The following is a 22612-nucleotide window of genomic DNA, read 5'->3' on the forward strand; positions in this document are numbered from 1 at the left end:
ATAAGTAGTTCTCCCGGCCGGCGGACCGTAATTGGTTAACCGGGGCGTCGCTCGCCCGCGTGAGCGGCGTCGTCCTCGCGGGACGTCACGCCCCGCCGTCGAACGCGTCCGGGGACGTCGGGAGGACCGCGACCGAATCGACGCGAACGCCGCCGCTCGCCGCCACCGTCTCGCCCGTCGCGGCGTCGCGCGCTCCCGTCGGCACGCCGAGATCGACGGTCACCGGCTCGGCCGCGAAGTTGCAGACGACGACGGCGGCCGCCGCGTCCCGCTCGTCCCCCGTCACGCCCGCTTCGTCGGCCGCGCTCTCACCCCCACCCGCGCCCGCGTCGCGTTCGGGGTCGGAGCCGCGACCGCCGTTCGCTCGACCGAAAGCGACGACGCGCTCCGGGTCGCCCTCGCGCACCGTGTAGTCGATCCGTTCGAGCGCCGCGTCGGCGGCGAGCGCCGGCATCGTCCGGCGGAGGGAGAGGAGCCGTCGATAGTGGTCGGTGAGCGCGTCGTCCGTCGCGTCCCAGACGAGCGCGTCGCGGCGGCCGAGCTGTCCCGTCTCCTGTCCGGCGTAGACGAGCGGCGCGCCCGGGAGCGTGCAGAGCGCGCCAGCCGCCGCGAGCGCCGCCGGCCGCCCGCATTCGACGCGATAGCGCGTCTCGTCGTGGTTCTCCGCGTAGAGCAAGAATCGCGCGTGATCCGGGAACCCGATCGCCGAACGCTCCTCGATCGCGTCGAGGAGCGCCGAGGCGGGCGCCCAGCCGGTGCCGACGCTCCGGAGCGCCGCGTACGTCGTCGAGTCGAAGTGGACGTCGAAGAGCCCCGCTTGGAAGTCCGGGATGTACGGGATCGTCTCGTCGAGCAGGAGGAACTCGGCGTCGCGGGCCTTCACCCGGTCGTGGACCTCGCGCCAGAAGCCGTCCGGGACCGCCCACGCCATGTCGCAGCGGAAGCCATCAACGAGCGGCGCCCACGTGTCCACGGCGTCAAGGAGGTGGCGCCGAACGTCCAGCGTCTCGAAGTCGAAGTTGGCGATGTGCTCCCAGTCGAAGTACGTCCCGGGTTCGCCGGAGGGCTGCCACTCGTACCAGTCGCGGTAGTCGCTCTCGGGGTTTCGATACGCGTCCCGAAAGTAGGGGTGATCGCGCGCCGAGTGGTTCAACACCAGGTCGAAGAGTACCCGCATCCCGTGGTCGTGCGCGCGCTCGACGAGATGGCGATAGTCCTCGCGGTCGCCGAGGTCCGCGGCGAGCGAGAAGAAGTCCGTGATGTTGTACCCGTGCGGGGCGTGGTCGGCCGCGAGCACCGGCGTCAGCCAGAGCACGTCGACGCCGAGGTCGGCGAGGTGATCAAGGCGGTCGGCGATCGCGCGGAACGTCCCGCCGTGCTCGGCCTCCGGCGCGAACGTCCGCAGGTACACCTCGTAGTAGACCGCGTCCGTCGCCCACGCGGGGGGGTCGTACGGCCGGCGGACGGCGACGCCGCCCGGCGCCGCGTCGTCCCGCACGATATCGACCGCGTCCGGGACGCTGTATCCGGTCTCCGAGACCGCGACCGCGTGGACGCGCGCGCGCTCCGGGAGCCGCGCGAGCGGGATTCGGAGCCGCCGGCCGTCCGCGCTCGCGTCGGCCGCCCGGAGGTCGTCGCGGTCGTCGAACGCGAACGTGACGTCGAGCGACGCCGCCGAGCCGCCGCCCGCCGGGTTCGTCCGCGCGTCCGCCTCGATCACGACGCTGTCGCCCGCGACCCGCCCGTCGAGGTGGACCCGGGGTCGGCCGCCGCCGCGATCGCCACCGCCCGTCGCGTCGTGCCCGTAGCCGCTCGTCCCGGCGTCGCCCTCGGCGGCCACGTCGAGGGCCCCGCCGCTGCCGCGGGCGTCGCGCTCGCCGCCCGCATCCGTCTCACCGCCGACGTCGAAGCACCGGATCGTCTGTCTGTGGACGCCGTCAGGCGCGTCGAGCGTCAGCACGTATCGCCCCGGGACGTCCGGGTGGAACCACTGGACCGGTCGGTCGTCGACGGCGGCGTCCGATCCCGCCGGCGCGCGCTCGATCCGCCACGCGTACGTCGCCGCGGGGTCCGGGTCGCGCGGCGCCAGCTCCACGCGGTCACCGACCGATACGAACCGCGGGGGCCCTGGGTGATGCATCGCTGGGTCGTGGGTACGACGCCGACCCTTTTGAATGGCGGTGTCCGATCGCGCCCGCCGTCACCGCAACGCCTTAGTCGTCGGTCGCCCGTGAGACCGTATGGCAGAGGACACCCCGACGGGGACGACGATCGACGTCACGGTCGACGACGATCGGACGGTCGTCACCGTCACGGGGACGCGCGACGCCGCCGTCATCGTCTCCTCCGAATCCGGCGAACGGATCTACCTCCCGCCGGAGGACTTCGCGGACGCGCCCGCGACGAACGGACCGCCGTCGACCGTCAGCCCGTACGACGGCGGACGCGACCCCGCCGAAGACGAGACGACCGCGTACGGCGGGGAGGACGCGTACGGCAGCGGGGGGACCGACGCGGGAAGCGACCCGCACGGCCCCGAGACGGACACCCGCGTGCTCGGCGTCACGTCGACGCCGACGGGGTTCCGGATCGTTCACCCCGAGCCCGTCCACGACGTGCGCGTCGTCGGGGCGCGCGACTAGCAGAGCTCGTGGTAGAGGGTCGCGTACTCGTCCGCGACCGTCGCCCACGAGCGGCTCTCGTACGTCGGTTCGCCCGACATCGCCAGCGCCCGGTCCACGCCGTCCGCGATGGAGTCGGACTCCGGTTCGACGAGGACGAGACAGTCTTCCGGGAGGAGTTCGGCCGCCCCGCACTCCGTCGTCACGATCCGCGTCCCCGCGGAGAGCGCCTCGACCACCGTCATCCCGAAGGGCTCCGCGAGCGACGCCGAGACGAACAGGTCCGCGCTCGCGTAGTAGTCCGCGAGCTCCTCGTCCGGGACGTAGCCGACGAACTCGACTCGGTCCTCGATGCCGAGCAGTTCGGCGAACCGGCGGAGCTGTGCGGTGAGGTGGCCGCTCCCGCCGACGACCAGCGTCAGCCCCGGCCGACGGAGTTTCGCGGTCGCGTAGAGGAGGTAGGCGATCCCCTTCTGGTGGGTGTGCCGGCCGACGAAGAAGAGCATCTCGCCGTCGATCCCGAGTTCGGCCTTCAGGTCCCGTCCCGTCGGGCGGACGCGCTTGAAGCCGTTGTGGACGACGGCGGGATCGCCGCCGTAGCGCGCCACGAGCCGCCGCGCGGTCAGCTCGCTCACCGCGACGAGCCGGTCGGCGGCGTCGACGATCCGCTGCTCCGTTCTGACCTCGCGGGTCGGCGGGTTCAGGTTCCGGTCGGCGGAGAGCGAGTGGAACGTCGTCATCCACGGTACGTCGTGGGCCGTGCTCGCTCGCGCGCCGGGACTGTAGCCGAACCAGTCGTGGGTGTGGACGACGTCCGCGTCGGCCGCGACGTCGACGAACTCCTCGGAGAGGCGGCCGATCCGGGTGATGATGTCGCCGTCGCCCGTCGGGACGCCGTGGACGTGCGGGTCGTCGTCGGGGGCGTACTCCGCCGGGAGGACGAGTTCGATGTCGACGTCGTCGCGCGTTTCGAACTCCGCGTACAACTCCCCGACGACGGTGTCGAGTCCACCGGTGACGCGCGGCGGGAACCCCCATCCGAGCATCGCAACCGTCAGCGACACGGGGTCTTCCCTCGCAGCTCTCGTTTCGTCACGGTCGGTAACGTTGATGCAGGGGGGCCGCAAAAACGTTCGCATGGATTTCGAGCGGGCGAGCGGCGTGTTCTGTCACCTCACCTCCCTACCGGGACGACACGGGATCGGCGATCTCGGCGACGGTACACGCGATTTCCTCGCCTTCCTGGAGCGCGCCGACCAGTCAGTCTGGCAGTTCTGTCCCGTCGGACCGACGTCGGGCGCGCACGGCCACTCGCCGTACAGTTCGCCGTCGACCTTCGCGGGCAACCCCCTGCTCGTCGACCTCGACGCGCTCCGCGAGCGGGGGTGGCTCACCGCCGCGGAGACGGAACCGCCAGCGGGGAGCGATCGCTCGTCGGTCGCCTACGACGTCGTCGCGCCGTACAAGCGCGACCGCCTGCGGCACGCCTTCGAGCGCTTCGACGCCTCGGGGTCGCCCGGGTTCGACGCCTTCCGCGAGCGTGAGGGCGACTGGTTGGCCGACTACGCGCTGTTCGCGGCGCTCAAGGACGAACACGACGGCGCGCCGTGGACGTCGTGGCCGGCAGGCGTCCGCGAGCGCGACCCCGAGGCCCTCGCTCGCGCCCGCGACGACCTCGCCGAGGCGGTGCGCTACCACGCGTTCGTCCAGTGGCGCTTCGACGAGCAGTGGCGCGCGCTCCGCGCGGCCGCCGACGACCGCGGGGTGACGCTCGTCGGCGACGTGCCAATGTACCCCGCGCTCGACTCCGCGGACGTATGGGCGAACCCGGAGGCGTTCGCGGTCGCGGACGGCCGCCCGACCGCCGTCGCGGGAGTCCCGCCGAACCCCGGCGACGACGGCCAGCGCTGGGGGATGCCGGTCTACGACTGGGACGCGCTCGCCGACGACGACTACGGCTGGTGGCGCGCGCGCCTCCGCCGACTGCTCGAACGCGTCGACGTCGCACGCCTCGATCACTTCAAGGCCTTCGAGTCGTACTGGGCGATCCCGGGAGACGCCGACGACCCCGCCGCGGGCGACTGGCGCACCGGCCCGGGAGCGGACTTCTTCGAGACGGTACGGGACGAGATCGGCGGGCTCCCGTTCATCGTCGAGGACCTCGGGTTCCTCGACGCGCCGTTGGAGGCGCTCCGCGAGCGCTTCGACTTCCCGGGGATGCGCGTCGCGCAGTACGCCGACTGGTGTGCCGACCACCACCGGCACAAGCCCCACGACTACCCCCGCGACTGCGTCGCCTACACGTCGACGCACGACACGGACACGATCGTCGGGTATTACGACGGCCTCGACGACACTCAGCGTGCCTGCCTGGAGTACGCCCTCGGCGTCAGCGGCGACGGCGTCGCGTGGGACGTCATCGACGGCGTCTGGGAGTCCGACGCCGTTCTCGCGGTGACGACCGTCCCGGACCTCCTCGGTGCGGGGAGCGACGCGCGATTGAACACGCCGGGGACGACGGCCGGCAACTGGCGCTGGCGGTTCGACCCCGCGGCCCTCGACGACGCCCTCGCGGAGCGACTGCGGGCGGCCACGGCGGCGACCGGGCGGGCTTAACTGACGCCCTGCGGGACCGATTCGGCCGTCTCGTAGCCGTCGAAGCAGTCCGCGACGCTCCACGTCCGGGTCCCGTCCGTACAGGGGAACACCCACGCCAGCGTGTCGCCCTCGTACACCGCGAGCGTCACCTCTGGGAGCGCGATCGTGCGGACGCTCCGCCCCAACCGCGAGGTGCGGGTCTCGACGGAGAGCGTCGAGCGGACGTCGCCGGCCGACCACGCGGCGAGCGCCTGCAGGTCCGCGGTGTCGTCGTCGCCTCCCTCGGAGAGGATGACCTCCCCCTGGACCGTCTCGATCTCGAACTCGTCGACGACGCCGGCGGCCGCGAGCGCGCTGAGACGGTCGATGGCCACGGTCCGCTCGCCGGCGACGGGTCGCCGGACGTACAGCACCAACCGGATCGGCGTCCCGTCGTCAGCTCGATCACTCGGCATACGTCGACCAATCTATGCCATGTGATATCAAATCTATCGGAAAACGCCAAAAATTGCAACGCTCGTCGTCTACAGACGCGTCACGATGTACGACGCGATGTCGTCGACGAGGTCGGGGTCGAACGTCCAGAAGCCGTCCCAGGTCCCGGACTCCTGTTCGATGGCGAGCAGCGCGACCGGATCCGGCGTCCGCGACGCCTCCGACGCCCCTTCGGACGCCGCCGACGGCTCCGTCCGCGCCTCTGCGTCCGGTCGGAAGAGCACGAACCACGAGTCCGTGAAGTCCGCCGTGTACCCGCCGTGCATCGTGACGCCGAGCGACTCGGGAGGGACCCAGTTCGGGACGCCGTAGACGTGGACGTCCGTCTCGGTGTCGCCGAGCGTCTCGTACACCTCCCGCGTCCCCCGCTCGTCCCGGATGCGCGAGAGCGACTGGAAGGAGGCCCGGTGATGTCCGCCGTTCGCCCGCCACGACACGCGCTCGATGTACCGCGAGATCACGATCAACAGGAGTTTCTCGGTGTCGGATTGGGGGTACGAGCGCAGCGAGAAGCGGACTTCATCGAGCCCCATCAGCACGTCCGGGAGCTCCAGCGTCTCGATCCCCTGTGCGCCGGTCCGGTAGAGGTCCGAGTTCACGAACAGGAGCGTCTCCTGGAGGGCCGAGAGGGGGGACGTCGCCACCACCTCGCCGTCCTCGACGAGCAACACGACGTCGTCGTCGACGTCCGGGACCGCGGCCTTCTCGACGTCGATCGGCTGCTCCGCGAACGCAGATTCGAGCATCCGATGGAGGACGTCCGGTCCCGTCGCGTTGGCGACGACGAGCGAGCGCTCCCGATCCGGGACGCGATCGAGGAACCGCGTCAGCGACATCGTGCTCCCCACAGCCGGTACGCGCGACGAGTGACCCGACGCCCGCGGGGTCCCGGTGATCGGACGCGGATCATCGGACCCGTTGGAGTTCGACGCAGACGATCGTGCCGCGCGGGTCGTTGTCCTCGACCCACACGCGCCCGCCGAACTGCGTGACGAGTTCGTCCACGAGGTAGAGTCCGAGCCCGGTGCCCGAACTCCGCTCGCCCTGTTCGCCGTGGTCGAAGACGGCGCGCTTTTGCGAGTCCGGGATTCCGGGGCCGTTGTCCGCGATGCGGACCGTACACGTCTCCGCGTCGGCGACGACGGAGACGTCGATGCGGACCGCCCCGCCGTCGCTGTGGAGGACCGCGTTGTCCAAGAGGTTCGTGAAGACGGAGGAGAGCAGCGGCGTCGCCGACACCAGACACTCGTCCGGGAGATCGACCGGGCCGTCGACGACGAGCGAGTCCGCCTGGTACTCGAACGTCGAGCGCACCTGCTCGATCTCGCGCGTCAACACGTCTCCGAGGTCGATCGGTTCGAGCGCGGGATCCTCGCTCCCGAGAATCGCGGTGAGATCGCGCACCTCCTCCGTGAGCTCTTGGGTGTGGACGGCGGCGTTCATCACGCGCGAGAGCGTCTCGCGCTGGTCGGCGTCGAGGTTCCCGCGTAACTCCTCGCCCCACCCGCGGATCACCGCCATGTCGTTACGGATGTCGTGACGGATGATCTGATTGAGCAGTTCGTACTGATCGCGCTCGGTGCTGAGCGCCTCCTCGGCCCGCTTGCGCGCGGTCACGTCCTGCTGGAACCCGACCCAGTTCGTGACGACGCCCCGCTCGTCGCGGAGGGGCGCGATCGTCACGGCGTTCCAGAACTCCTCGCCGTCCGCGCGCTCGTTGCGGAGTTCGACCGTCGTCGACTCGTTGGCCGCCATCGCGTCGCGGAACCGCTGGACCGCGGCCTCCTCGGTCGCCTCGCACTGGAGGAACCGACAGTTCCGGCCGAGCGTCTCCAGGACGTCGTAGCCGGTGATCCGCTCGAACGCGGCGTTGGCGTAGATCAGCGGGTTGTCCGGACGGGTGTAGTCCGAGATCGTGATCCCGACGGGCGCGGCGTCGATCGCCCCGGTCTTGAGCGGCGTCGTCGGCAGCTTCTCGCGCGCGTCCTCCGCGACGCTCAGGCTCGCGAACGCCTCGCCGTCGTAGACGAACGGCGAGATACGGAGGCGATGCGAGCGCGCGTCGTCGCTCTCCTGATACGGGAGCGTCAGCGTGAGGTCGAGCGGCGTCGTCGGGTCCGCGATGTCGTCGAGCGACGCGTCGCCCCGGCGGAGCGTGCGGAGGTAGGTCGCCGCCGTTCGCGTGACCGCCGGATCGATCCCCGTCGCGTCGACGAACGTCCGCCACGCCTCGTTGGCCACGACGGCCGTCCCGGCGTCGTCGACGATGGTGATCCCGTTCGAGAGGGAGTCGAGCGCGCGCGCGGCGTACTCCCTGTCCGCTGTCCCCCTCCCGGGCGTCGGCGTCGTCATATCCACGTGTACCGACCCTCCGGGCTTAATACCTCTTGCCGCGGCGACCGACGGCGCGTCCGACCGGTACCCGTCACGACCGACCGATATATGCGCCTGCCGGCGGACGTCCCTCCGTGGAATCGACGGAGCGCACCCCGGACTCAGGTGGTGGACGAGCGCGCTCGACGTCCTCGCCGTCGCGTCGCTGACGAACGGGGCGCCCGGAACGCTCACCCACCTGTTCACGTACACCGCGAGCGCGACCGAGATCTCGCTGTCGGTCGGGCGCGGGTGACGGAACAGGTCAACGGCCGGCGCGTCCTACGACCGCCCCTCCCGCTCCCACGGGGTCTCACAGCGCGTCCCGGAGGCGCTCTCGCGCCTCGGGGACGGTGAGCGGGACGTCCGAATCGTCGAGGAGTCCCGCGAACACCCGGACCGTGGTCGGCGGCCGGAGTCCGACGTCGGCGAGCAGGTCGCCGTCGGTGAGGACCGCGCGGGCGGACGCGTCGGCGGCGATGGACCCGTCGCGGTCGACGACGAGCACGCGCTCCGCGATCTCGGGGACGGCGTCGAGTGACGGCGTGAACACGACGACGGTGCCGTCGTGATCGCGCACGAGGTCGCGGATGCGCGCGCGGTAGTGCGCGTCGACGGCGCCGAACGGTTCGTCGAGGAGGAGGACGTCCGGATCGAAGGCGAGGACGCTCGCCACCGCGGCGCGTTGCTTCTCGCCGCCGGAGAGGCGAAACGGCGGCCGGTCGAGCAGGTCGGTGAGTCCGAGTTCGTCGGCGAGCGATGCGACGCGTCGCTCCGCGCGCTCGCGCGGGAGCCCGAGCTGCGCCGGGCCGTACTCGATGTCCTCCCGGACGGTCGTGTTGAACAGGTAGTCGTTCGGGTCCTGGAGGAGCACGCCGAGGCGCTCGCGGACGGCCTCGGCGTCGGTCGTCTCCCCGAAGTACGTCACCTCGCCCGCGGTCGGGGCGACGAGGCCGCCGAGCGCGAGCTGGAGCGTGCTCTTGCCCGATCCGTTCGCGCCGACGACGGCGACGCGCTCGCCGCGCTCGATCGTCAGATCGACGTCGCTGATCGCCGTCGTGCCGTCCGGGTAGGCGTGGGTCAGCCCGCGAGCGTCGATCACGGTGTCCACCGGATCACCCCCGAGACGACGACGGCGACGGCCGCGAGCGCGAGCAGCGCGTAGTCCGCGACGCCGACGCGACGCGAGCGACCGTACGGCGACGGCGGACGCGAGCCGCCGCGCGCTCGCATCCCCCGCCCGACGCGTTCGCCCCGATCGAGCGTGCGGAGGACGAACGTCCCGGCGATCCGCCGCGCGTCGCGCCAGCCGTCGCGGAGACCGGTCTCGCCCGTCGTTCGGCTGTTGCGCGCGAGCACGAGGCGCTGGAGTTCGTCGAAGAAGAGGAAGAGGTAGCGGTAGGTGACGGCGACGACCCAGACGAGCGGGACCGGCACGCGAAGCTCGCGGAGCGCGGCGACGAGGGCCGAGAACGGCGTCGTCAACACGAGCAGCGAGAGGAGCGCGACGCCGACGCCGACGCGGACGGTGAACAGGAGGACGTAGGCGACGCCGGCCTCGGTGACGGTCACACCGAAGAGCCGAACGAGCGCGTCGCCCGGCAGGAGGATCGCCTGCGGGAGGACGACGAGCGCGGAGACGAGCGGGACGACCGCGGACCGCGCGAGCAGTCGGCGGAGCGGGACCGCGGAGAGGCGGGCCAAGCCGGCCGTCAGGGCGGCGAAGCAGAGCGCGACGCCGAGCGTGCGCGTGAGCACGACGCCGAGCGCGAGCGCGGTGATCGCGCACAGCGAGACGCGCGGGTCGCGGCGCTGGAGGAACCCGTCGGCGGTCGCGAGTTGTTCGGCCGCGAAGAGAGCGCGCAGCGCGCCCGTGATCGTCTCGACGGAGCGACCGAGGACGCCGCTCACCGTTCGAGGAGGCGTCCGGCGCCGAGCGCGACGCCGAGCGTGAGGAGCGTCCCGATCCCGCCGGCCGCGAGCGTGCCGAGCGGGCCGTCGAGGCCGGCGACGGTGTAGTCGGGGAGGAGGCCCGGGAGAACGGTACTGGCGGCGTCCGCGGCGCCCGTCGCGTGGGCGGCGTTCTCGAGCGGTTCGGCGTAGCCGACGGCGCCCGACGCCCACCCGAAGACGGGCGCGAGGAAGACGAGGACGAGGAGACACGCGAGCGCGCGCCGGACCCACGGGCGCGTGAAGGGGACGCCGGCACTCATGCGCCCACCTCCGGGGCGGCCACCTCGTCGGCCGAGCGTCCGAGGACGAGGTCCGGACGGGCGTCCGCGACGTAGCCGTAGACGGCGGCGGTGATGGCGCCCTCGACGAGGCCGAGCAGCGCGTGGCCCACGACCATGATCGGCACCGTGGTCCCGACGGCGTAGGCGAAGGCCGAGGAGAAGCCGACGCCGAGGCCGACGACGAGCGCGGAGACGGTGATCGCCCCCCATCCGGCGACGAAGGCGGCGCCCGTCTCGTGGACGCCCCGGCAGGCGCGGAAGAGCGCGTAGCCGACGAAGACGTCGACGACGGCCATGGCGAAGAGGTTCGCGCCGAGCGCGATGATCCCGCCGTCGCCGAAGACGAGGGCCTGAATCGTCACGACGGCGGTCATGGCGAGCACGCCGAGCGAGGGACCGAGCAGGACACCGGCGAACGCGCCGCCGACGAAGTGCGCGCTCGTTCCGCCCGGGATCGGCCAGTTCAACATCTGTGCGGCGAAGACGCCGGCGGCGACGACGCCGAGGAGCGGGGTCCGCTCGTCGCCGAGCTCATCGCGGGCGCGCCGGACCGCGAGACCGATCGCGGCGCCGGAGCCGAGCCAGAAGAGGCCCGCGACCCACGGGTCGAGGAAGCCGTCGGGGATGTGCATGCGTGTCCGGATCGAGTGCGAGGAGGTCAATAATACTTTCCGTGTCGTTCGTAATATTCGGGCGGATGTCCGTGATCGAGGCGGGTCTCTTTTCGAGCGAACCGAACGAGTGCGACATTCTGCTCGTTTCGCGCCCCGAAGTGCCCGATATGTTACTCCGACCCGTCGGTGCCGCAGTGGCGAGCGACGCGGCGGTCGGATCGGTGCGGGTCGGAGCCGGCGACGCCATCGAAACCGTCATTCGCCTCCGGCGCCTCCCCCCGGCGACCACTCGTGCGCCACGTTCAGCACCGTCGTCGAGAGGGACCGGACGCGACACGCGGGCCGACCGCCGCGGGCGGGGGCGGCCGCGCGACGTCGAACGCCGGCCGCCGCGGTGGTGGACCGTGACGGCGGTGACGACGAGCGTCGTCGTCCCCGTCTACAACGACCCCGACGGGCTCTCGACGACGGTCGAGTCGCTCCTCGCGCAGGACACCGACGACTACGAGATCGTCGTCGCGGACAACGGCTCGACGGACGAGACGTCCGACATCGCCGCGGCGTTCGCGGACTCGGAGCCCCGCGTCCGCCACGTCGTCGAGGGCGACGTCCAGAGTTCGTACGCCGCGCGCAACGCCGGCATCGAGGCCGCCGCGGGCGACGTGATCGCCTTCGTCGACGCGGACATGTGGGTCGAGCGCGACTACGTGCGCGGAGTGACGCGGGCGGTGGCGGATCGGGAGTACGTGGGCTGTCGCGTCGAGCTCGTCGCCGGCGACGGGACGGTCGCGCGCTACCGGCGCGCGAGCGGCTTCCCCATCGAGCAGTACGTCGAGGAACACGGCTTCGCTCCGACGTGCTGTCTCGTCGTCACCCGTCACCTACTCGACGAGATCGGCGGCTTCGACGCCCGTCTGGTGTCGAACGGCGACCTGGAGTTCGGCCGCCGGGCGCGCCGGGCCGGCTTCGCGCTGACGTACGAGCCGGACGTCACGCTGTATCACCCGGCGCGCTCGACGCTACGGAGCGTGCTCTCGCAGAACTACCGAATCGGCCGCGGGCGCGAGCAACTGCGACGCTACCACGGCGAGCGCTTCGACGTCCGGCCGCTCGCCGACCCGCGGAACGTCCTCCCGGTCCACCCGGGGCGGTTCGCCGACTCCCTCGACGCGCCCGCGGCGCGCCGCCGCGACCTCCTCGTCTGGTACGTGATCGCGTGCGTGCAGAAGTGGGCGCGGACCGCGGGCACGCTCGCACAACGGCGGGCCGAGACGGCGCACGCGGACGGCTACGGGGAGTCCGACTGAGCGGCGAGACCGGCGGACTAGCCGGCGACGCGCGCGGCGAGCGTCACACCGGTCGCGGTCGGCGCGTCCGTCGAGTCCGTCGCGTTCGTCACGTTCCCCGTCTCCTCGATGACGTAGCGCTGGCCGACCATCGGATCGAGGAGCGTGTCGACGGGTGCCCGGTCGTCGCGGAGCGTCGGCACGTCGTCCGTCGGCACGTCGACGGCGTACTGCTCGATCGCGTCGCCGAGGTCGATGCCGATGTCGCGCGCCGCGTTCCGCTCGCGCAACTCGGCCTGCGTCACGTGCGTCCCGCGCTTCGTGGCGACGAGTTCGACGTTCTGCACGACGTTCGTGTCGGTGGTCGGGAAGCTGTACACCTGGGGGAAGACCTCGTTCATCGTCTCGTACTCGGCGCGGTAGAACTGCGAGGCGGGACCCGTGGGCGCGGAGATGACGTTGGCGACGACCCCCCCGTTCGGGGAGAGGCGATCCGACGCGAGCGACATGAACTCCCGGGTCGTCAGCTGGAACGGTACCTTGTCCTTCTTGTAGGCGTCGAGGACGATCAGGTCGTAGGTCTCGTCCGTCTCCCGGAGGAACTGACGGCCGTCACCGACGTGGGCGGTGACGTCGTACTCGTCCGCCCGGAAGTACGCCTCGGCGACGCGGACGACTTCGGGGTCGATCTCGACGACGTCGACGCTCGCGTCGTACTCGGCGGCGAAGCGCTTCGGCCCCGTGAACCCGCCGCCGCCGACGAACAGCACGCGGTCGATGTCGTCCGGGTCGTCGGCGAGGAGGTAGGGCATGTGGAAGTACTGGGTGTACTCGAAGACGTGTCGCGTCGGGTCGCTCTTGTCCATCGCGCTGTGGCGCTGGCCGTCGAGGTAGAGCGTCCGCGTGTCGCCGTCGTCGACGACCGCGAGGTCCTGGTACGCCGTGTTCGTCTCGTAGACGACGTCGCCGCGGGCGGTGTAGCCGAACGCGCCGGTCGCGGTCGCCGCGACGAGGAGGAGCGCGACGACGAGCGTCGAGAGCGTCGCTCGTCGGTCCGACGGCCACGCGAGGACGCCCGCGGTCACGACGAGCGTCGCCCCGAGCGCGAAGGCGATCCGCGAGACGGAGAGCGAGGGGATGAGGACGAAGGTCGTACCGAACGCTCCGACGATGCTCCCGACGGTCCCGAGCGCGTAGACGCGCCCGGAGGCCTCGCCGATCCCCTCCCGGTCGGTGAGTTCGGCCGCGTACGGGCTGATGAATCCGAGCAGGTACGTCGGCGGTCCGAACAGGAGGACGACGGCGGGGAGGGACGCGAAGCGCGCGGGGAGCGGGAGCGCCGCCGCCGACGCCAACAGCTGATCGGCGAAGACGATGAGGACGGCGACGTACACCGCGGAGCCGAGCAGCAGGCGGACGAGCCGACCGTTCGTCGCCTCCTCGGCGGCCCGCTTTCCCCCGTAGTGGTACCCCACGCTCAGCGCGGCGAGGAAGACGGCGATGACGCTCCCCCACGTGTAGATCGAACTGCCGAACTGGGGCGCGACGATCCGTCCCGCTAGGATTTCGAGGCCCATGCTGACGACCCCCGAGGCGAAGACGGCCAGCTCGGCTCTGTCCAGCCGATCCGCCAGCACGCTCATTGGCGTGCGTTAGCTCCGCATGGGGATAAGTTCGGAGGGGCGTCGGGCGGGAAGTCGGTCACCGACCGAGTCGACCGGTCGAGCGGTTCGACCGGCTGACCCGCCGGGGCGTACATAGACACGCCCGGAGAACCACCGTGCGGAACGTCATCATACGTCTCAGAGCTCGCCGCGATCTTCGAGCGCGTCGCGGGCGAACGCGACGTGCGCGAGGAGCGGGCGGAGACGTACGACCGGAACCCGGAGGAGCACGACGCGAACCGCGACGTCGCTCGTGCGGTCGACGACGGGTTCGGCGACGCGATCGCCGGCGGGGAAGCCGGACGGGGTCCGCCGGCCGGGTGAGGGCCCGCTACTCGGTGAGGAGCGTCACGTCGAGCCAGTTCGCGGAGTGCGTCAGGCTCCCCATCGAGACCACGTCGACGCCGGCGGCGGCGTAGTCCGCGACGGTCTCCGGCGTGATCCCGCCCGAGGCCTCGGTGAGCACGTCGTCGGGGAGCGTCTCCACGCAGTCCGCGACTTCGGCGGGCGTCATGTTGTCGAGCAGGACGATGTCCGCGCCGTAGGCCGCGGCGCGGCGGGCTTGGGGCTCCGTCTCCGCCTCGACCTCGACCTTCGTCGTGAAGGAGGCGCGTTCGCAGGCCTCGCGGACGGCCGTCTCCAATCCGACGATGTCGATGTGGTTCTCTTTGATGAGCACGGCGTCCGCGAGGTCGTAGCGGTGCGGGTCGCCGCCGCCGACGCGGACCGCCTTCTTCTCGAAGTAGCGAAAGCCGGGCGTCGTCTTGCGGGTCGCGGCGACGCGCGTCTCGCCGGCCCGATCGACGCAGGTCCGGGTCGCGCTGGCGATCCCGCTCATGCTCCCGAGGAAGTTGAGGGCGAGGCGTTCGGCTTCGAGGAGCGCGCGTGCGTCGCCCGACACTCGCAGGACGTCGTCGCCAGCCGCGATGGCGTCCCCGTCGTCGACGACGGTCTCGACGGTGAGACCGACGTGCTCGAAGAGCGAGCGGGCCTCCGCGACGCCCGCGGCGATCCCAGAATCGCGGGTCCGAACGACCGCGTCGGCGTCGTGGCCCTCGACGAGCGCGCTCGTCACGTCCCGCCAGCCGGCCCCGTCTTCTTCGAGGAAAGCGTGTGGTCTCGTGTCCATATCGAACGGACAGTCCGTAGCCACAAAACGCTCCGGGTCTCGTACCTGAATCAGTAGGTGGTGGTTCCGACGTACTCTGAAGAGAATTGTTCTCCGAAAGACCCCGATGGCGAGAAAATGCAGAAGTGATTTGTATTCGAGGTCAATATCATCGATGAATGCGTCGCAGAGCGTACCTCCGAACCGGGGCGGCGGTGATCGGGAGCACGGGTATCGCGGGCCTCGCCGGCTGTGGCGGATCGGGTGGCGGCGGGGACGGCGGGACGCTCCGGCTCGCGTTCCAGGCTCCCGCGGAGACCGTCGACGTCAACACGTGGGACGCGGCCGATCGGGTCGCGCCCGCGGAGTACGACCTCGACACCTCCATCGACGTCTTCGAGGGCGTCGACCTCGCCGCACAGTCCGTCCTGTCGGGGAACGCAGACGTCGCGCGCGGGTCGGTCACGGCCGCCGCGAACCTCGTCGCGGCCGGGCGGGAGTTCACGTTCGTCTCCGTTCCGATCCGATCGACCGACTACGTCCTCGTCACCGACGGCGAGATCGACTCGCTCGAAGCGATCGTCGAGCAGGACGCCGTCATCGGAATGTCCGCGCCGAACGGGCTCGACGCCGTGCAGACGATCGCGCTCCTCAGCGAGGAGGGCGTCATCGAGAGCGCGGACGAGCTGAACTTCCAGCGCGTCGGCTATTCGAGCGCGCGCCGGGCCGCGCTCGCCGAGGGGAGCATCGACGTCTCGCCCCAGCACTACGCGCAGTGGCTGGCGATGCGCGAGGAGGGCGACGGCCTCACGCGCCTCGCCACCTTCGGCGACGTGCTGACGTCGTGGATTCAGGAGACCTACATGGTCCCGCAGTCCGTCATCGACGAGAAGCGCCCGCAGCTCGTGGATTTCGTCGCGGCCCAGTTGCTCGCCAACCGACGCCTCGCCGACGACTACGAGCGCTACGGGACGCTGATCGACGAGTACGTCGACGGCGGCGGTCCCGAGGAACGCGTCCAGCGCCGGACCTACGACTTCCTCACGGACGTCGACGTCTGGCCGCCCGGCGGCGGGCTCGGGAGGGACGAGGTCGACTACATGCTCGACCTCTCCGCGCGGGTCGGCCTCACGGACGAACGCATCCCGACGGACGACGTGATGGACCGCTCGATCCTCGACGACGCGCTCGCGCGCGTCGGAGCGCGGTGAGCCGCGATGACGACGCTACGCGCCGAGCGCGTCCGCAAGACCTACCGGAGCGACGCCGGGGACGTGACGGCCGTCGCGGACGTCTCGCTCACCGTCGCCGACCGGGAGTTCGTCTCCGTCGTCGGTCCCTCGGGATGCGGGAAGACGACGCTCCTCCGGCTGTTCGCCGGGCTCGAAGCGCCGACCGATGGGCGCGTGCTCGTCGACGGCGATCGGATCGAGGGCCCCTCGCCGGAGCGCGCGATGGTGTTCCAGTCGTTCAACCTCTTCGACTGGCGGACCGTCCGCGGGAACGTCGCGTTCGGGCTCGAACGGCGGGGCGTCCCCGAGGCCGAGCGCCGCGAGCGGGTCGACGACTGGCTCGACACCGTCGGCCTCACCGACTTCGCGGACGCCTATCCCGACGAGCTCTCCGGCGGGATGCGCCAGCGCGTCGGTCTCGCGCGCGCGCTCGCCGTCGACCCGGACGTCCTCCTGATGGACGAACCGTTCGGCGCGCTCGACGCGCAGACGCGCGCCGTCCTCCAGTCCGAGCTCCTCGACCTCTGGGAGGACCGGCGGACGACCGTCCTCTTCGTCACGCACGATATCGAGGAGGCGCTGTTGCTCTCCGATCGCGTGCTCGTGATGGGCGCGGCACCGAACGCGGTGACGCGGACCGTCAACGTCCCCTTCGAACGCCCGCGCCACGGCCGCGAGCTGGAGACGACGCCCGCGTTCGCCGACTACCGCCGCGAGATCTGGGATCACCTCCGGGACGAACAGTGATCACTGACGCCCGACGCGCCGAGCGTACACGGTGGATCACGCGAGCGAGCCGGCGACGCTCGCGGCGGACGGATCGACGCCCGCGACGACGGAACCGATGACCGCGATGAACGAACGCGTCCGCTACCCGCTGTTCGGCGTCGGCTCGCTCGCGCTCGCGTGGGAGCTCCTCGCCCGGCTCGCCGTCGACGGACTGACGCCGCTCTCGGACGTCCTCGCGGCCGGCGTCGGTCTCGTCGCCTCCGGCGAGCTGTTCGTGGCGCTCGCGGCGAGCCTCCCGAAGCTCGCGCTCGGCTACGGGCTCGCCGTCGCGGTCGGCGTCCCGCTCGGGCTCCTCATGGGGTTCTCGTCGACCGCGGACGCGCTCGCCGACACGCCCGTGACGACGCTGTTCGTGACGAGCGTCGCCAGCCTCCTCCCCCTGCTCATCGCCGTCTTCGGGGCCGGAATCGGGTTCTACGTCGTCGTCGTCTTCCTCTTCGCCGTCTTCCACGTCACCCTCACTCTCCGCGCGGGCGTGCGGGACGTGGACGACGCGCTCGTCGAGACCGGCCGCGTCTTCGGCGCGTCGCGGCTCGGCGTCTATCGACACGTCCTCCTCCCGGCGTCGCTCCCGCACGTCGCGGCCGCGCTCCGACTCGGTGCCGTCCGCGCCGTGAAGGGAATGGTCGTCGGCGAGCTCTGGGTGTACGCCGGCTTCGGTAGTCTCCTCCACGGCTATCAGCGGTACGGTCAGACGGACAGCGCGCTCGCCGTCGTCCTCGTCCTAATGGCGCTCTCGGTCGGGATCGCGGGCGGCCTCGGCGCGCTCGAACGCCGCTACGCCCCGTGGCACCACGTCGAGGGGGGTGTTCGCTGACGGTGTCCGATACGCGCGCGCTCACCGACCGCCGGCGCCGCGTCCTGCTCCGCGTCGCGTCAGTCGTCGCCCTCCTCCTCGCGTGGTACGCCTACACGACCGCGGCCCGGACGCTGCTCGCGTCGCCGGTCGCGGTCGCCGCCTCGTTCGTCGAGCATTTCGTCGTGACGGGGACGCTCCGGCGCGCCATCGCGGACGCCCTCGTCCACGCGGCGCTCGGCTACGCGCTCGCGGTCGCTGTCGGCGTCCCGCTCGGCTTCGCGCTCGGCCTCTCGGAGCGCCTCGCCGCGGCCTACGACCCGGCCGTCGACGCGCTCTACGCCGCGCCGGTCGTCGCGCTCGCCCCGTTGTTCGTCGTCTGGTTCGGCCTGACGCCGCTGGCGAAAACCGTACTCGTCTTCCTCTTCGCGGTGTTCGTGATCATCGTCACGACGGAGACCGGGGTCCGCGAGACCGATCGGGGCGCCGTCGACGCCGCGCGGGTCTTCGGCGCCGGACCGTGCGTCGTCTACGGCGAAGTGTACCTCCGTTCGGCGCTCCCGTCGATCCTGACCGGCCTCCGACTCGGCGCGGGGCGCGCGATCCGCGGGATGGTCGCCGCCGAGCTGTTCCTCTACGCGGGCGACCTCGGGAGCTACCTCATCGACACCGCGGCGACGTTCCGGATGGCCGACTCGCTCGCCGGCGTGCTCGCGCTCTCGCTCACCGGGGTGGTCGCGATGGCGCTCGTCGCCGCCCTCGGACGCGCCGCCACGCGCTCGGGATCGTGACGCCCCGACGGGCCGCGGATCGTCGCCGTGGTGCGTCCCCGGACGACGCGTCGACGCCTGCGCCGTCGCGCGAGCCGGAGACGGGAACCTACAATAGCGTGGTGGCCGCAGATGTCGGCAGATGACGCAGATCGTCGACTACGAACTCTTCGAGGTCCCGCCGCGCTGGCTCTTCCTCCGGATCGAGACGGACGACGGTCTCGTCGGCTGGGGCGAGCCGGTCGTCGAGGGACGCGCGAAGACCGTGCGGGCGGCCGTCGAGGAACTGATGGACACCTACCTGCTCGGCGAGCCCGTTCACCCCATCGAGGACCACTGGCAGACGATGTACCGCGGGGGGTTCTACCGCGGTGGGCCGGTCCTCATGAGCGCCATCGCGGGGATCGATCAGGCACTCTGGGACGCCAAGGGGAAGGCACTCGGCGTACCGGTGTACGAGCTCCTCGGCGGCGCGGCCCGCGATCGGATCGAGGTGTATCAGTGGATCGGCGGCGACCGCCCGAGCGACGTCGCCGCCGAGGCCGAGCGGAAGGTCGAGCAGGGGTTCTCGGCGCTGAAGATGAACGCAACGGAGGAGCTGGAGCGCCTCGACGACCCCGCGGCGATCGAGGCCGCCGTGAACCGCCTCCGCGAGGTCCGCGAGGCCGTCGGCGACGAGGTCGACATCGGCGTCGACTTCCACGGGCGCGTCACGAAGCCGATGGCGAAGCGCCTCGCCGTCGCCCTCGAACCCTACGAGCCGATGTTCATCGAGGAGCCCGTGCTCCCCGAGCAGAACGACGCGCTCCCGGACATCGCCGCGCGCACCTCGATCCCGATCGCGACGGGCGAGCGGATGTACTCCCGCTGGGACTTCAAGGAGGTCTTCGAGAGCGGCGCGGTCGACGTCGTCCAGCCCGACCTCTCGCACGCCGGGGGCATCACGGAGGTGAAGAAAATCGCGGCGATGGCCGAGGCCTACGACGTCGCGCTCGCGCCCCACTGTCCGCTCGGGCCGATCGCGCTCGCCTCGTGCATCCAAGTCGACGCCTGTTCGCCGAACGCGACGATCCAGGAGCAGAGTCTGAACATCCACTACAACGAGACGAGCGACGTCCTCGACTACCTCGCGGACCCGTCCGTCTTCGAGTACGATGAGGGGTACGTCTCGATACCGGACGCGCCGGGACTCGGCGTCGAGATCAACGAGGAACACGTCCGCGAGCAGGCCGACGAAGACGTCGACTGGCACAACCCCGTCTGGCGACACGACGACGGCAGCGTCGCCGAGTGGTAGGCCGGGTCGGAGTCACGCGAACGTGACGCGGCGCGAGCCGCACCGCGACGCGGAGGTGCGAGACGGCTCAGCTCAGATCGCGCCGTCGCCCTCGCGGAGTTGGACGAACGCCTCGGCGAGCACGCCGATCGTGATGATGGAGAACGGGAGGACGAGCACGCCGGAGACGACGGTGCCGGCGGACGCCCCGGCGGCGGCGGTGACGACCGCCGCCGCGACGACGGAGACGATGGCGCCGACGATGCCGACAACGACGAACAGGATGAAGAGCACGACGAACAGGCGGAGCCAGTTGCCGCGCGTCAGCCGCCAGCTATCGCGGAGCGCCGCGACGAAGTTCTCGTCGTCGACGATGACGTAGAAGATCGTGAAGCAGAACGCGACGTACGCGATGATCCCGGGAACGATCAGGAGGACGGTCCCGATGGCGACGAGGATCCCGTAGACGAGACCGCCGATGACGGTGTTGACGAACGCGCCGACGGCGTTCCGCCGGTAGTACTCGCCGGGGATCGAGCGCGAGTCGCCGCCGACGAAGACGCGGACCGCGACGATCGTGAGGTACTGGAGCGCCACGAACGCGAGCACCGCGACGAGCGCGACGACGGAGAGGGGGGCGTCGATCGACGGGAGCGCCGTCGCTTCCGTCGCGGCGTCGCGCGGGAGTTGCGTGGCGAGCAGGCTATACAGGGCGACCTGCCAGACGAGGCCGATCGCGGCGTACGCCAACACGATGAGGGCGCCGTTTCTGGTGGCGACGCGTCGGAGGCCGCCGGTCAGGGAGGAACCGATGTTCAGGGACACGACCAGTCCTTTCGGTGCCCGTGACTTAAGTACGGCGACGATGTTCCAACCCGGAAACCGACGCCCGATGCGGATCTCGCGACCGCGATCCCGTCCCTCGTCTTCGGCGTCGCCCGCGGGGTCGCCCGTGTCCGAGGACGGCACGCCCTACCGGCCGACGTAGAGCGAGTAGAGGATGCTGGCGAGGCCGGCGATCTCGACGACGCGACTCACGATGGGCGCGTAATAGGTGTAGACGAGCGGGCCGAAGCCGAGGTGCTGGCCGAGCGACGCGACCGCGAGCGAGATGGCGAACGGGACGACCGTGAGGAGGCCGAGGCCGAGCGCGAGGTAGAGCATCGGGCGACTGCGGTTGCGCCGGTAGCCGCGGTACGCTTGGAGGACGATGGCGAGGCTCAGGACGAGACCGAGCAGCGTCACCGCGAGCAGGACAAGGTAGCCGACGTACGCCGTCTCGTCCGGCATCTAGATCCCCTCCCACATGTCGGTGAAGCGATCCGCCGGGTCGTCCGCCGTCGTCTCGACCGCGACGGTGAGTTCGCCGTCGTCGAGATCGACGGTGAGGCGGTCGAGGCGGGCCTCGAAGACGCTGTAGTGGTGCCCGTTCTCGCCGATCTCGGTGCGTTCGGTGAGGAGCCCGGCGTCGACGAGCCGTTCCGCCCGCCGGTAGATCGTCGGAAGCGAGGCGTCGCATCGGTCGCGGAGTGTTTTCGCGGACATCGGTTCGGTGCTCGTCTGAGTGAGGATGGCGCGCGCGTACTCGTCGTTGAGGAGCGCGAAGAGTTCCTCGTCCGGCCGGTCCTCACTCACGCCGGACCGTTCGACCGGGACGGCTTAATACCCGCCGCCGGTTGTCCGGCCCGGAAAACCGCGCTCGGGTGTTATGCCAGTGGCCGGTCTCGGTGTCGACGTCGGCGGGCCGCCCGCCGATCCCTTCCCCTTCGGCCCTCCACGGTCCACGAGACCGGCCCCGCGGACGTTTTCCGTCCCGGAAAGCGACCCGCGGGTTTCAACTATCGAGGGACGTACGCCCGGTATGGATCTCCCGATACGTCGCACGCTCTCCGCCGGTCTCTCCTTCGCGTTCACCCGCACGGGGGCCCTCCTCGTGGTCGCGTTCGCGCTCGCGTCCGCGGTGCAGGTCGGACTCGTCTACGCGCTCGCGACGGCGTACGTGCCGATGTCGGTGCCGGGGACCCCGCTCGCCGCGGCCCCGACGCCCGGCACGTCCCTCCCGCTCTCGATCGCCGTCGCCGCGGGGTCGCTCGGCGCCGTCACCGGCGGGCTCCTGACCGCGCCCGTACAGGTCGTCGCCACGCGCGTGATGGTCGCCGATCCGCGCCGACAGCTCTCCGACGAACTCGTCCTCCACCGACTCGGCTGGGCGTCGCTCAACACGCTCGCGGGGGGTCTCGTCCAGTTCGTCCTGTTCGTCTGTCTGGAGGTGCTCACGATCGGGCTCGTCGGCTACGTCGCGCTCCGATACGCGCCCCGGGCGGTCCTCCGACTCACCGCGGTCGCGTCGCCGGGGATCGTCGTCTTCGTCGCGTTCGTCGTCCTGAGCCTCCCCGCGCTGTTCGTGATGCTGTCGTTCTCGTTCGTCCCGCAGGCCATCGCCCTGCGGGATCGGAACGCCGCGCGCGCGTTCGTCGAGAGTTGGCGAACGACGCGGGGGAACCGACTGCGGATCCTCGCCCTCCTCCTGGGTCCGATGGCCGCGTCGCTCCTCGTGAGTCAGGGGACGCAGGTGGCGTTCCCCGACCCCACGCTGGCGGGCTTCCTCGCCGTCCAAGCGGTCTCGCTCGTCGTGGGGGCCGGCGTCTCCGTTCTCAACGCGACGCTCCTCACGCGGGCGTACCTCTACCTCGGCGACGGCGTTCCCCCGCTCGGCGGCTGGCAGTGGGACTGAGACGGCGGGCGGGCAGCGGACG

24 protein-coding genes are annotated in these 22612 nt (G+C 71.2%); 10 read left to right on the forward strand and 14 right to left on the reverse strand.

The features are described from left to right. Window positions 1–85: 85 nt before the first annotated feature. The gene (malA, locus tag IEX91_RS03255) at window positions 86–2140 is read right to left on the reverse strand and encodes an alpha-amylase MalA (protein WP_188877080.1); all 2055 of its coding nucleotides are present in this window, start codon (window positions 2138–2140) and stop codon (window positions 86–88) included. A gap of 100 nt (window positions 2141–2240) precedes the next feature. Between malA and IEX91_RS03260 the strand changes: the two genes are divergently transcribed. Beyond that, entirely contained in the window at window positions 2241–2642 is a 402-nt protein-coding gene (locus IEX91_RS03260) for a DUF7510 family protein (RefSeq protein WP_188877081.1), read from the forward strand. On the opposite strand, the gene IEX91_RS03265 is transcribed toward IEX91_RS03260, so the two are convergent. Then, complete coding sequence (locus IEX91_RS03265) at window positions 2639–3685, reverse strand: glycosyltransferase family 4 protein (protein WP_211086456.1); 1047 nt, start codon at window positions 3683–3685, stop codon at window positions 2639–2641. The two genes, IEX91_RS03260 and IEX91_RS03265, sit on opposite strands and share 4 nt — an antisense overlap. A 46-nt stretch (window positions 3686–3731) precedes the next feature. Between IEX91_RS03265 and malQ the strand changes: the two genes are divergently transcribed. After that, a complete protein-coding gene (gene malQ / locus IEX91_RS03270; RefSeq protein ID WP_268238657.1) occupies window positions 3732–5237 on the forward strand; it encodes a 4-alpha-glucanotransferase in 1506 nt (501 codons plus the stop codon). On the opposite strand, the gene IEX91_RS03275 is transcribed toward malQ, so the two are convergent. From IEX91_RS03275 to IEX91_RS03305, 7 genes are all read right to left on the reverse strand, one after another. Next, window positions 5234–5674, reverse strand: coding sequence for an HTH domain-containing protein (locus IEX91_RS03275; RefSeq protein WP_188877083.1), 441 nt, complete (start codon window positions 5672–5674; stop codon window positions 5234–5236). The genes malQ and IEX91_RS03275 overlap by 4 nt on opposite strands. Before the next feature lie 69 nt (window positions 5675–5743). Beyond that, the gene (locus tag IEX91_RS03280; protein ID WP_188877356.1) at window positions 5744–6550 is read right to left on the reverse strand and encodes a histidine kinase; all 807 of its coding nucleotides are present in this window, start codon (window positions 6548–6550) and stop codon (window positions 5744–5746) included. A gap of 70 nt (window positions 6551–6620) precedes the next feature. Next, the gene (locus IEX91_RS03285; RefSeq protein WP_188877084.1) at window positions 6621–8066 is read right to left on the reverse strand and encodes a sensor histidine kinase; all 1446 of its coding nucleotides are present in this window, start codon (window positions 8064–8066) and stop codon (window positions 6621–6623) included. A gap of 334 nt (window positions 8067–8400) precedes the next feature. Beyond that, window positions 8401–9198 carry an energy-coupling factor ABC transporter ATP-binding protein gene (locus tag IEX91_RS03290; protein ID WP_188877085.1) on the reverse strand — a complete coding sequence of 266 codons (798 nt, stop codon included), beginning with the start codon at window positions 9196–9198 and terminating at the stop codon, window positions 8401–8403. Further along, window positions 9186–9998 carry a cobalt ECF transporter T component CbiQ gene (gene cbiQ, locus IEX91_RS03295; RefSeq protein ID WP_188877086.1) on the reverse strand — a complete coding sequence of 271 codons (813 nt, stop codon included), beginning with the start codon at window positions 9996–9998 and terminating at the stop codon, window positions 9186–9188. The genes IEX91_RS03290 and cbiQ overlap by 13 nt, the downstream gene beginning before the upstream one ends. Next, window positions 9995–10300 (reverse strand): PDGLE domain-containing protein, encoded by a 306-nt coding sequence (locus IEX91_RS03300; protein ID WP_188877087.1) that lies wholly within the window; start codon window positions 10298–10300, stop codon window positions 9995–9997. Before IEX91_RS03300 ends, cbiQ begins: the two co-directional genes overlap by 4 nt. Further along, window positions 10297–10953 carry an energy-coupling factor ABC transporter permease gene (locus tag IEX91_RS03305; protein ID WP_188877089.1) on the reverse strand — a complete coding sequence of 219 codons (657 nt, stop codon included), beginning with the start codon at window positions 10951–10953 and terminating at the stop codon, window positions 10297–10299. Before IEX91_RS03305 ends, IEX91_RS03300 begins: the two co-directional genes overlap by 4 nt. A 149-nt stretch (window positions 10954–11102) precedes the next feature. Here IEX91_RS03305 and IEX91_RS03310 point away from each other — a divergent pair, with 149 nt between their 5' ends. Further along, entirely contained in the window at window positions 11103–12242 is a 1140-nt protein-coding gene (locus IEX91_RS03310) for a glycosyltransferase (RefSeq protein WP_211086451.1), read from the forward strand. 17 nt (window positions 12243–12259) lie between these two features. Here IEX91_RS03310 and IEX91_RS03315 read toward each other — a convergent pair whose 3' ends face one another. Continuing rightward, window positions 12260–13864, reverse strand: coding sequence for a spermidine synthase (locus IEX91_RS03315; protein WP_188877091.1), 1605 nt, complete (start codon window positions 13862–13864; stop codon window positions 12260–12262). 204 nt (window positions 13865–14068) lie between these two features. Here IEX91_RS03315 and IEX91_RS03320 point away from each other — a divergent pair, with 204 nt between their 5' ends. After that, complete coding sequence (locus IEX91_RS03320) at window positions 14069–14209, forward strand: hypothetical protein (protein WP_188877092.1); 141 nt, start codon at window positions 14069–14071, stop codon at window positions 14207–14209. A 7-nt stretch (window positions 14210–14216) separates the two neighbouring features. On the opposite strand, the gene nadC is transcribed toward IEX91_RS03320, so the two are convergent. Further along, on the reverse strand, window positions 14217–15014 hold the full coding sequence (nadC, locus tag IEX91_RS03325; protein ID WP_188877093.1) for a carboxylating nicotinate-nucleotide diphosphorylase: 798 nt from the start codon (window positions 15012–15014) through the stop codon (window positions 14217–14219). A gap of 158 nt (window positions 15015–15172) precedes the next feature. Here nadC and IEX91_RS03330 point away from each other — a divergent pair, with 158 nt between their 5' ends. From IEX91_RS03330 to dgoD, 5 genes are all read left to right on the forward strand, one after another. Continuing rightward, complete coding sequence (locus IEX91_RS03330; protein ID WP_188877094.1) at window positions 15173–16204, forward strand: ABC transporter substrate-binding protein; 1032 nt, start codon at window positions 15173–15175, stop codon at window positions 16202–16204. A gap of 6 nt (window positions 16205–16210) precedes the next feature. Then, on the forward strand, window positions 16211–16972 hold the full coding sequence (locus IEX91_RS03335; RefSeq protein WP_188877095.1) for an ABC transporter ATP-binding protein: 762 nt from the start codon (window positions 16211–16213) through the stop codon (window positions 16970–16972). Between the two features lie 31 nt (window positions 16973–17003). After that, on the forward strand, window positions 17004–17831 hold the full coding sequence (locus tag IEX91_RS03340; RefSeq protein WP_188877096.1) for an ABC transporter permease: 828 nt from the start codon (window positions 17004–17006) through the stop codon (window positions 17829–17831). Window positions 17832–17833: 2 nt separating this feature from the next. After that, a complete protein-coding gene (locus tag IEX91_RS03345; protein WP_188877097.1) occupies window positions 17834–18601 on the forward strand; it encodes an ABC transporter permease in 768 nt (255 codons plus the stop codon). A 121-nt stretch (window positions 18602–18722) separates the two neighbouring features. Continuing rightward, on the forward strand, window positions 18723–19877 hold the full coding sequence (gene dgoD / locus IEX91_RS03350; RefSeq protein WP_188877098.1) for a galactonate dehydratase: 1155 nt from the start codon (window positions 18723–18725) through the stop codon (window positions 19875–19877). Window positions 19878–19949: 72 nt separating this feature from the next. On the opposite strand, the gene IEX91_RS03355 is transcribed toward dgoD, so the two are convergent. The 3 genes from IEX91_RS03355 to IEX91_RS03365 all read right to left on the reverse strand — a co-directional run bounded on the left by IEX91_RS03355 (window position 19950) and on the right by IEX91_RS03365 (window position 21491). Continuing rightward, window positions 19950–20681, reverse strand: a complete 732-nt coding sequence (locus IEX91_RS03355) for a hypothetical protein (protein WP_188877099.1) — start codon at window positions 20679–20681, stop codon at window positions 19950–19952. Window positions 20682–20828: 147 nt separating this feature from the next. After that, entirely contained in the window at window positions 20829–21146 is a 318-nt protein-coding gene (locus IEX91_RS03360) for a DUF7521 family protein (RefSeq protein ID WP_188877100.1), read from the reverse strand. Further along, entirely contained in the window at window positions 21147–21491 is a 345-nt protein-coding gene (locus IEX91_RS03365; protein WP_188877101.1) for a winged helix-turn-helix domain-containing protein, read from the reverse strand. 226 nt (window positions 21492–21717) lie between these two features. Between IEX91_RS03365 and IEX91_RS03370 the strand changes: the two genes are divergently transcribed. Then, complete coding sequence (locus tag IEX91_RS03370; protein ID WP_188877102.1) at window positions 21718–22590, forward strand: hypothetical protein; 873 nt, start codon at window positions 21718–21720, stop codon at window positions 22588–22590. Window positions 22591–22612: the final 22 nt, after the last annotated feature.

Source organism: Halarchaeum nitratireducens (assembly GCF_014647155.1).
GTDB classification, from domain to species: Archaea; Halobacteriota; Halobacteria; order Halobacteriales; family Halobacteriaceae; genus Halarchaeum; species Halarchaeum nitratireducens.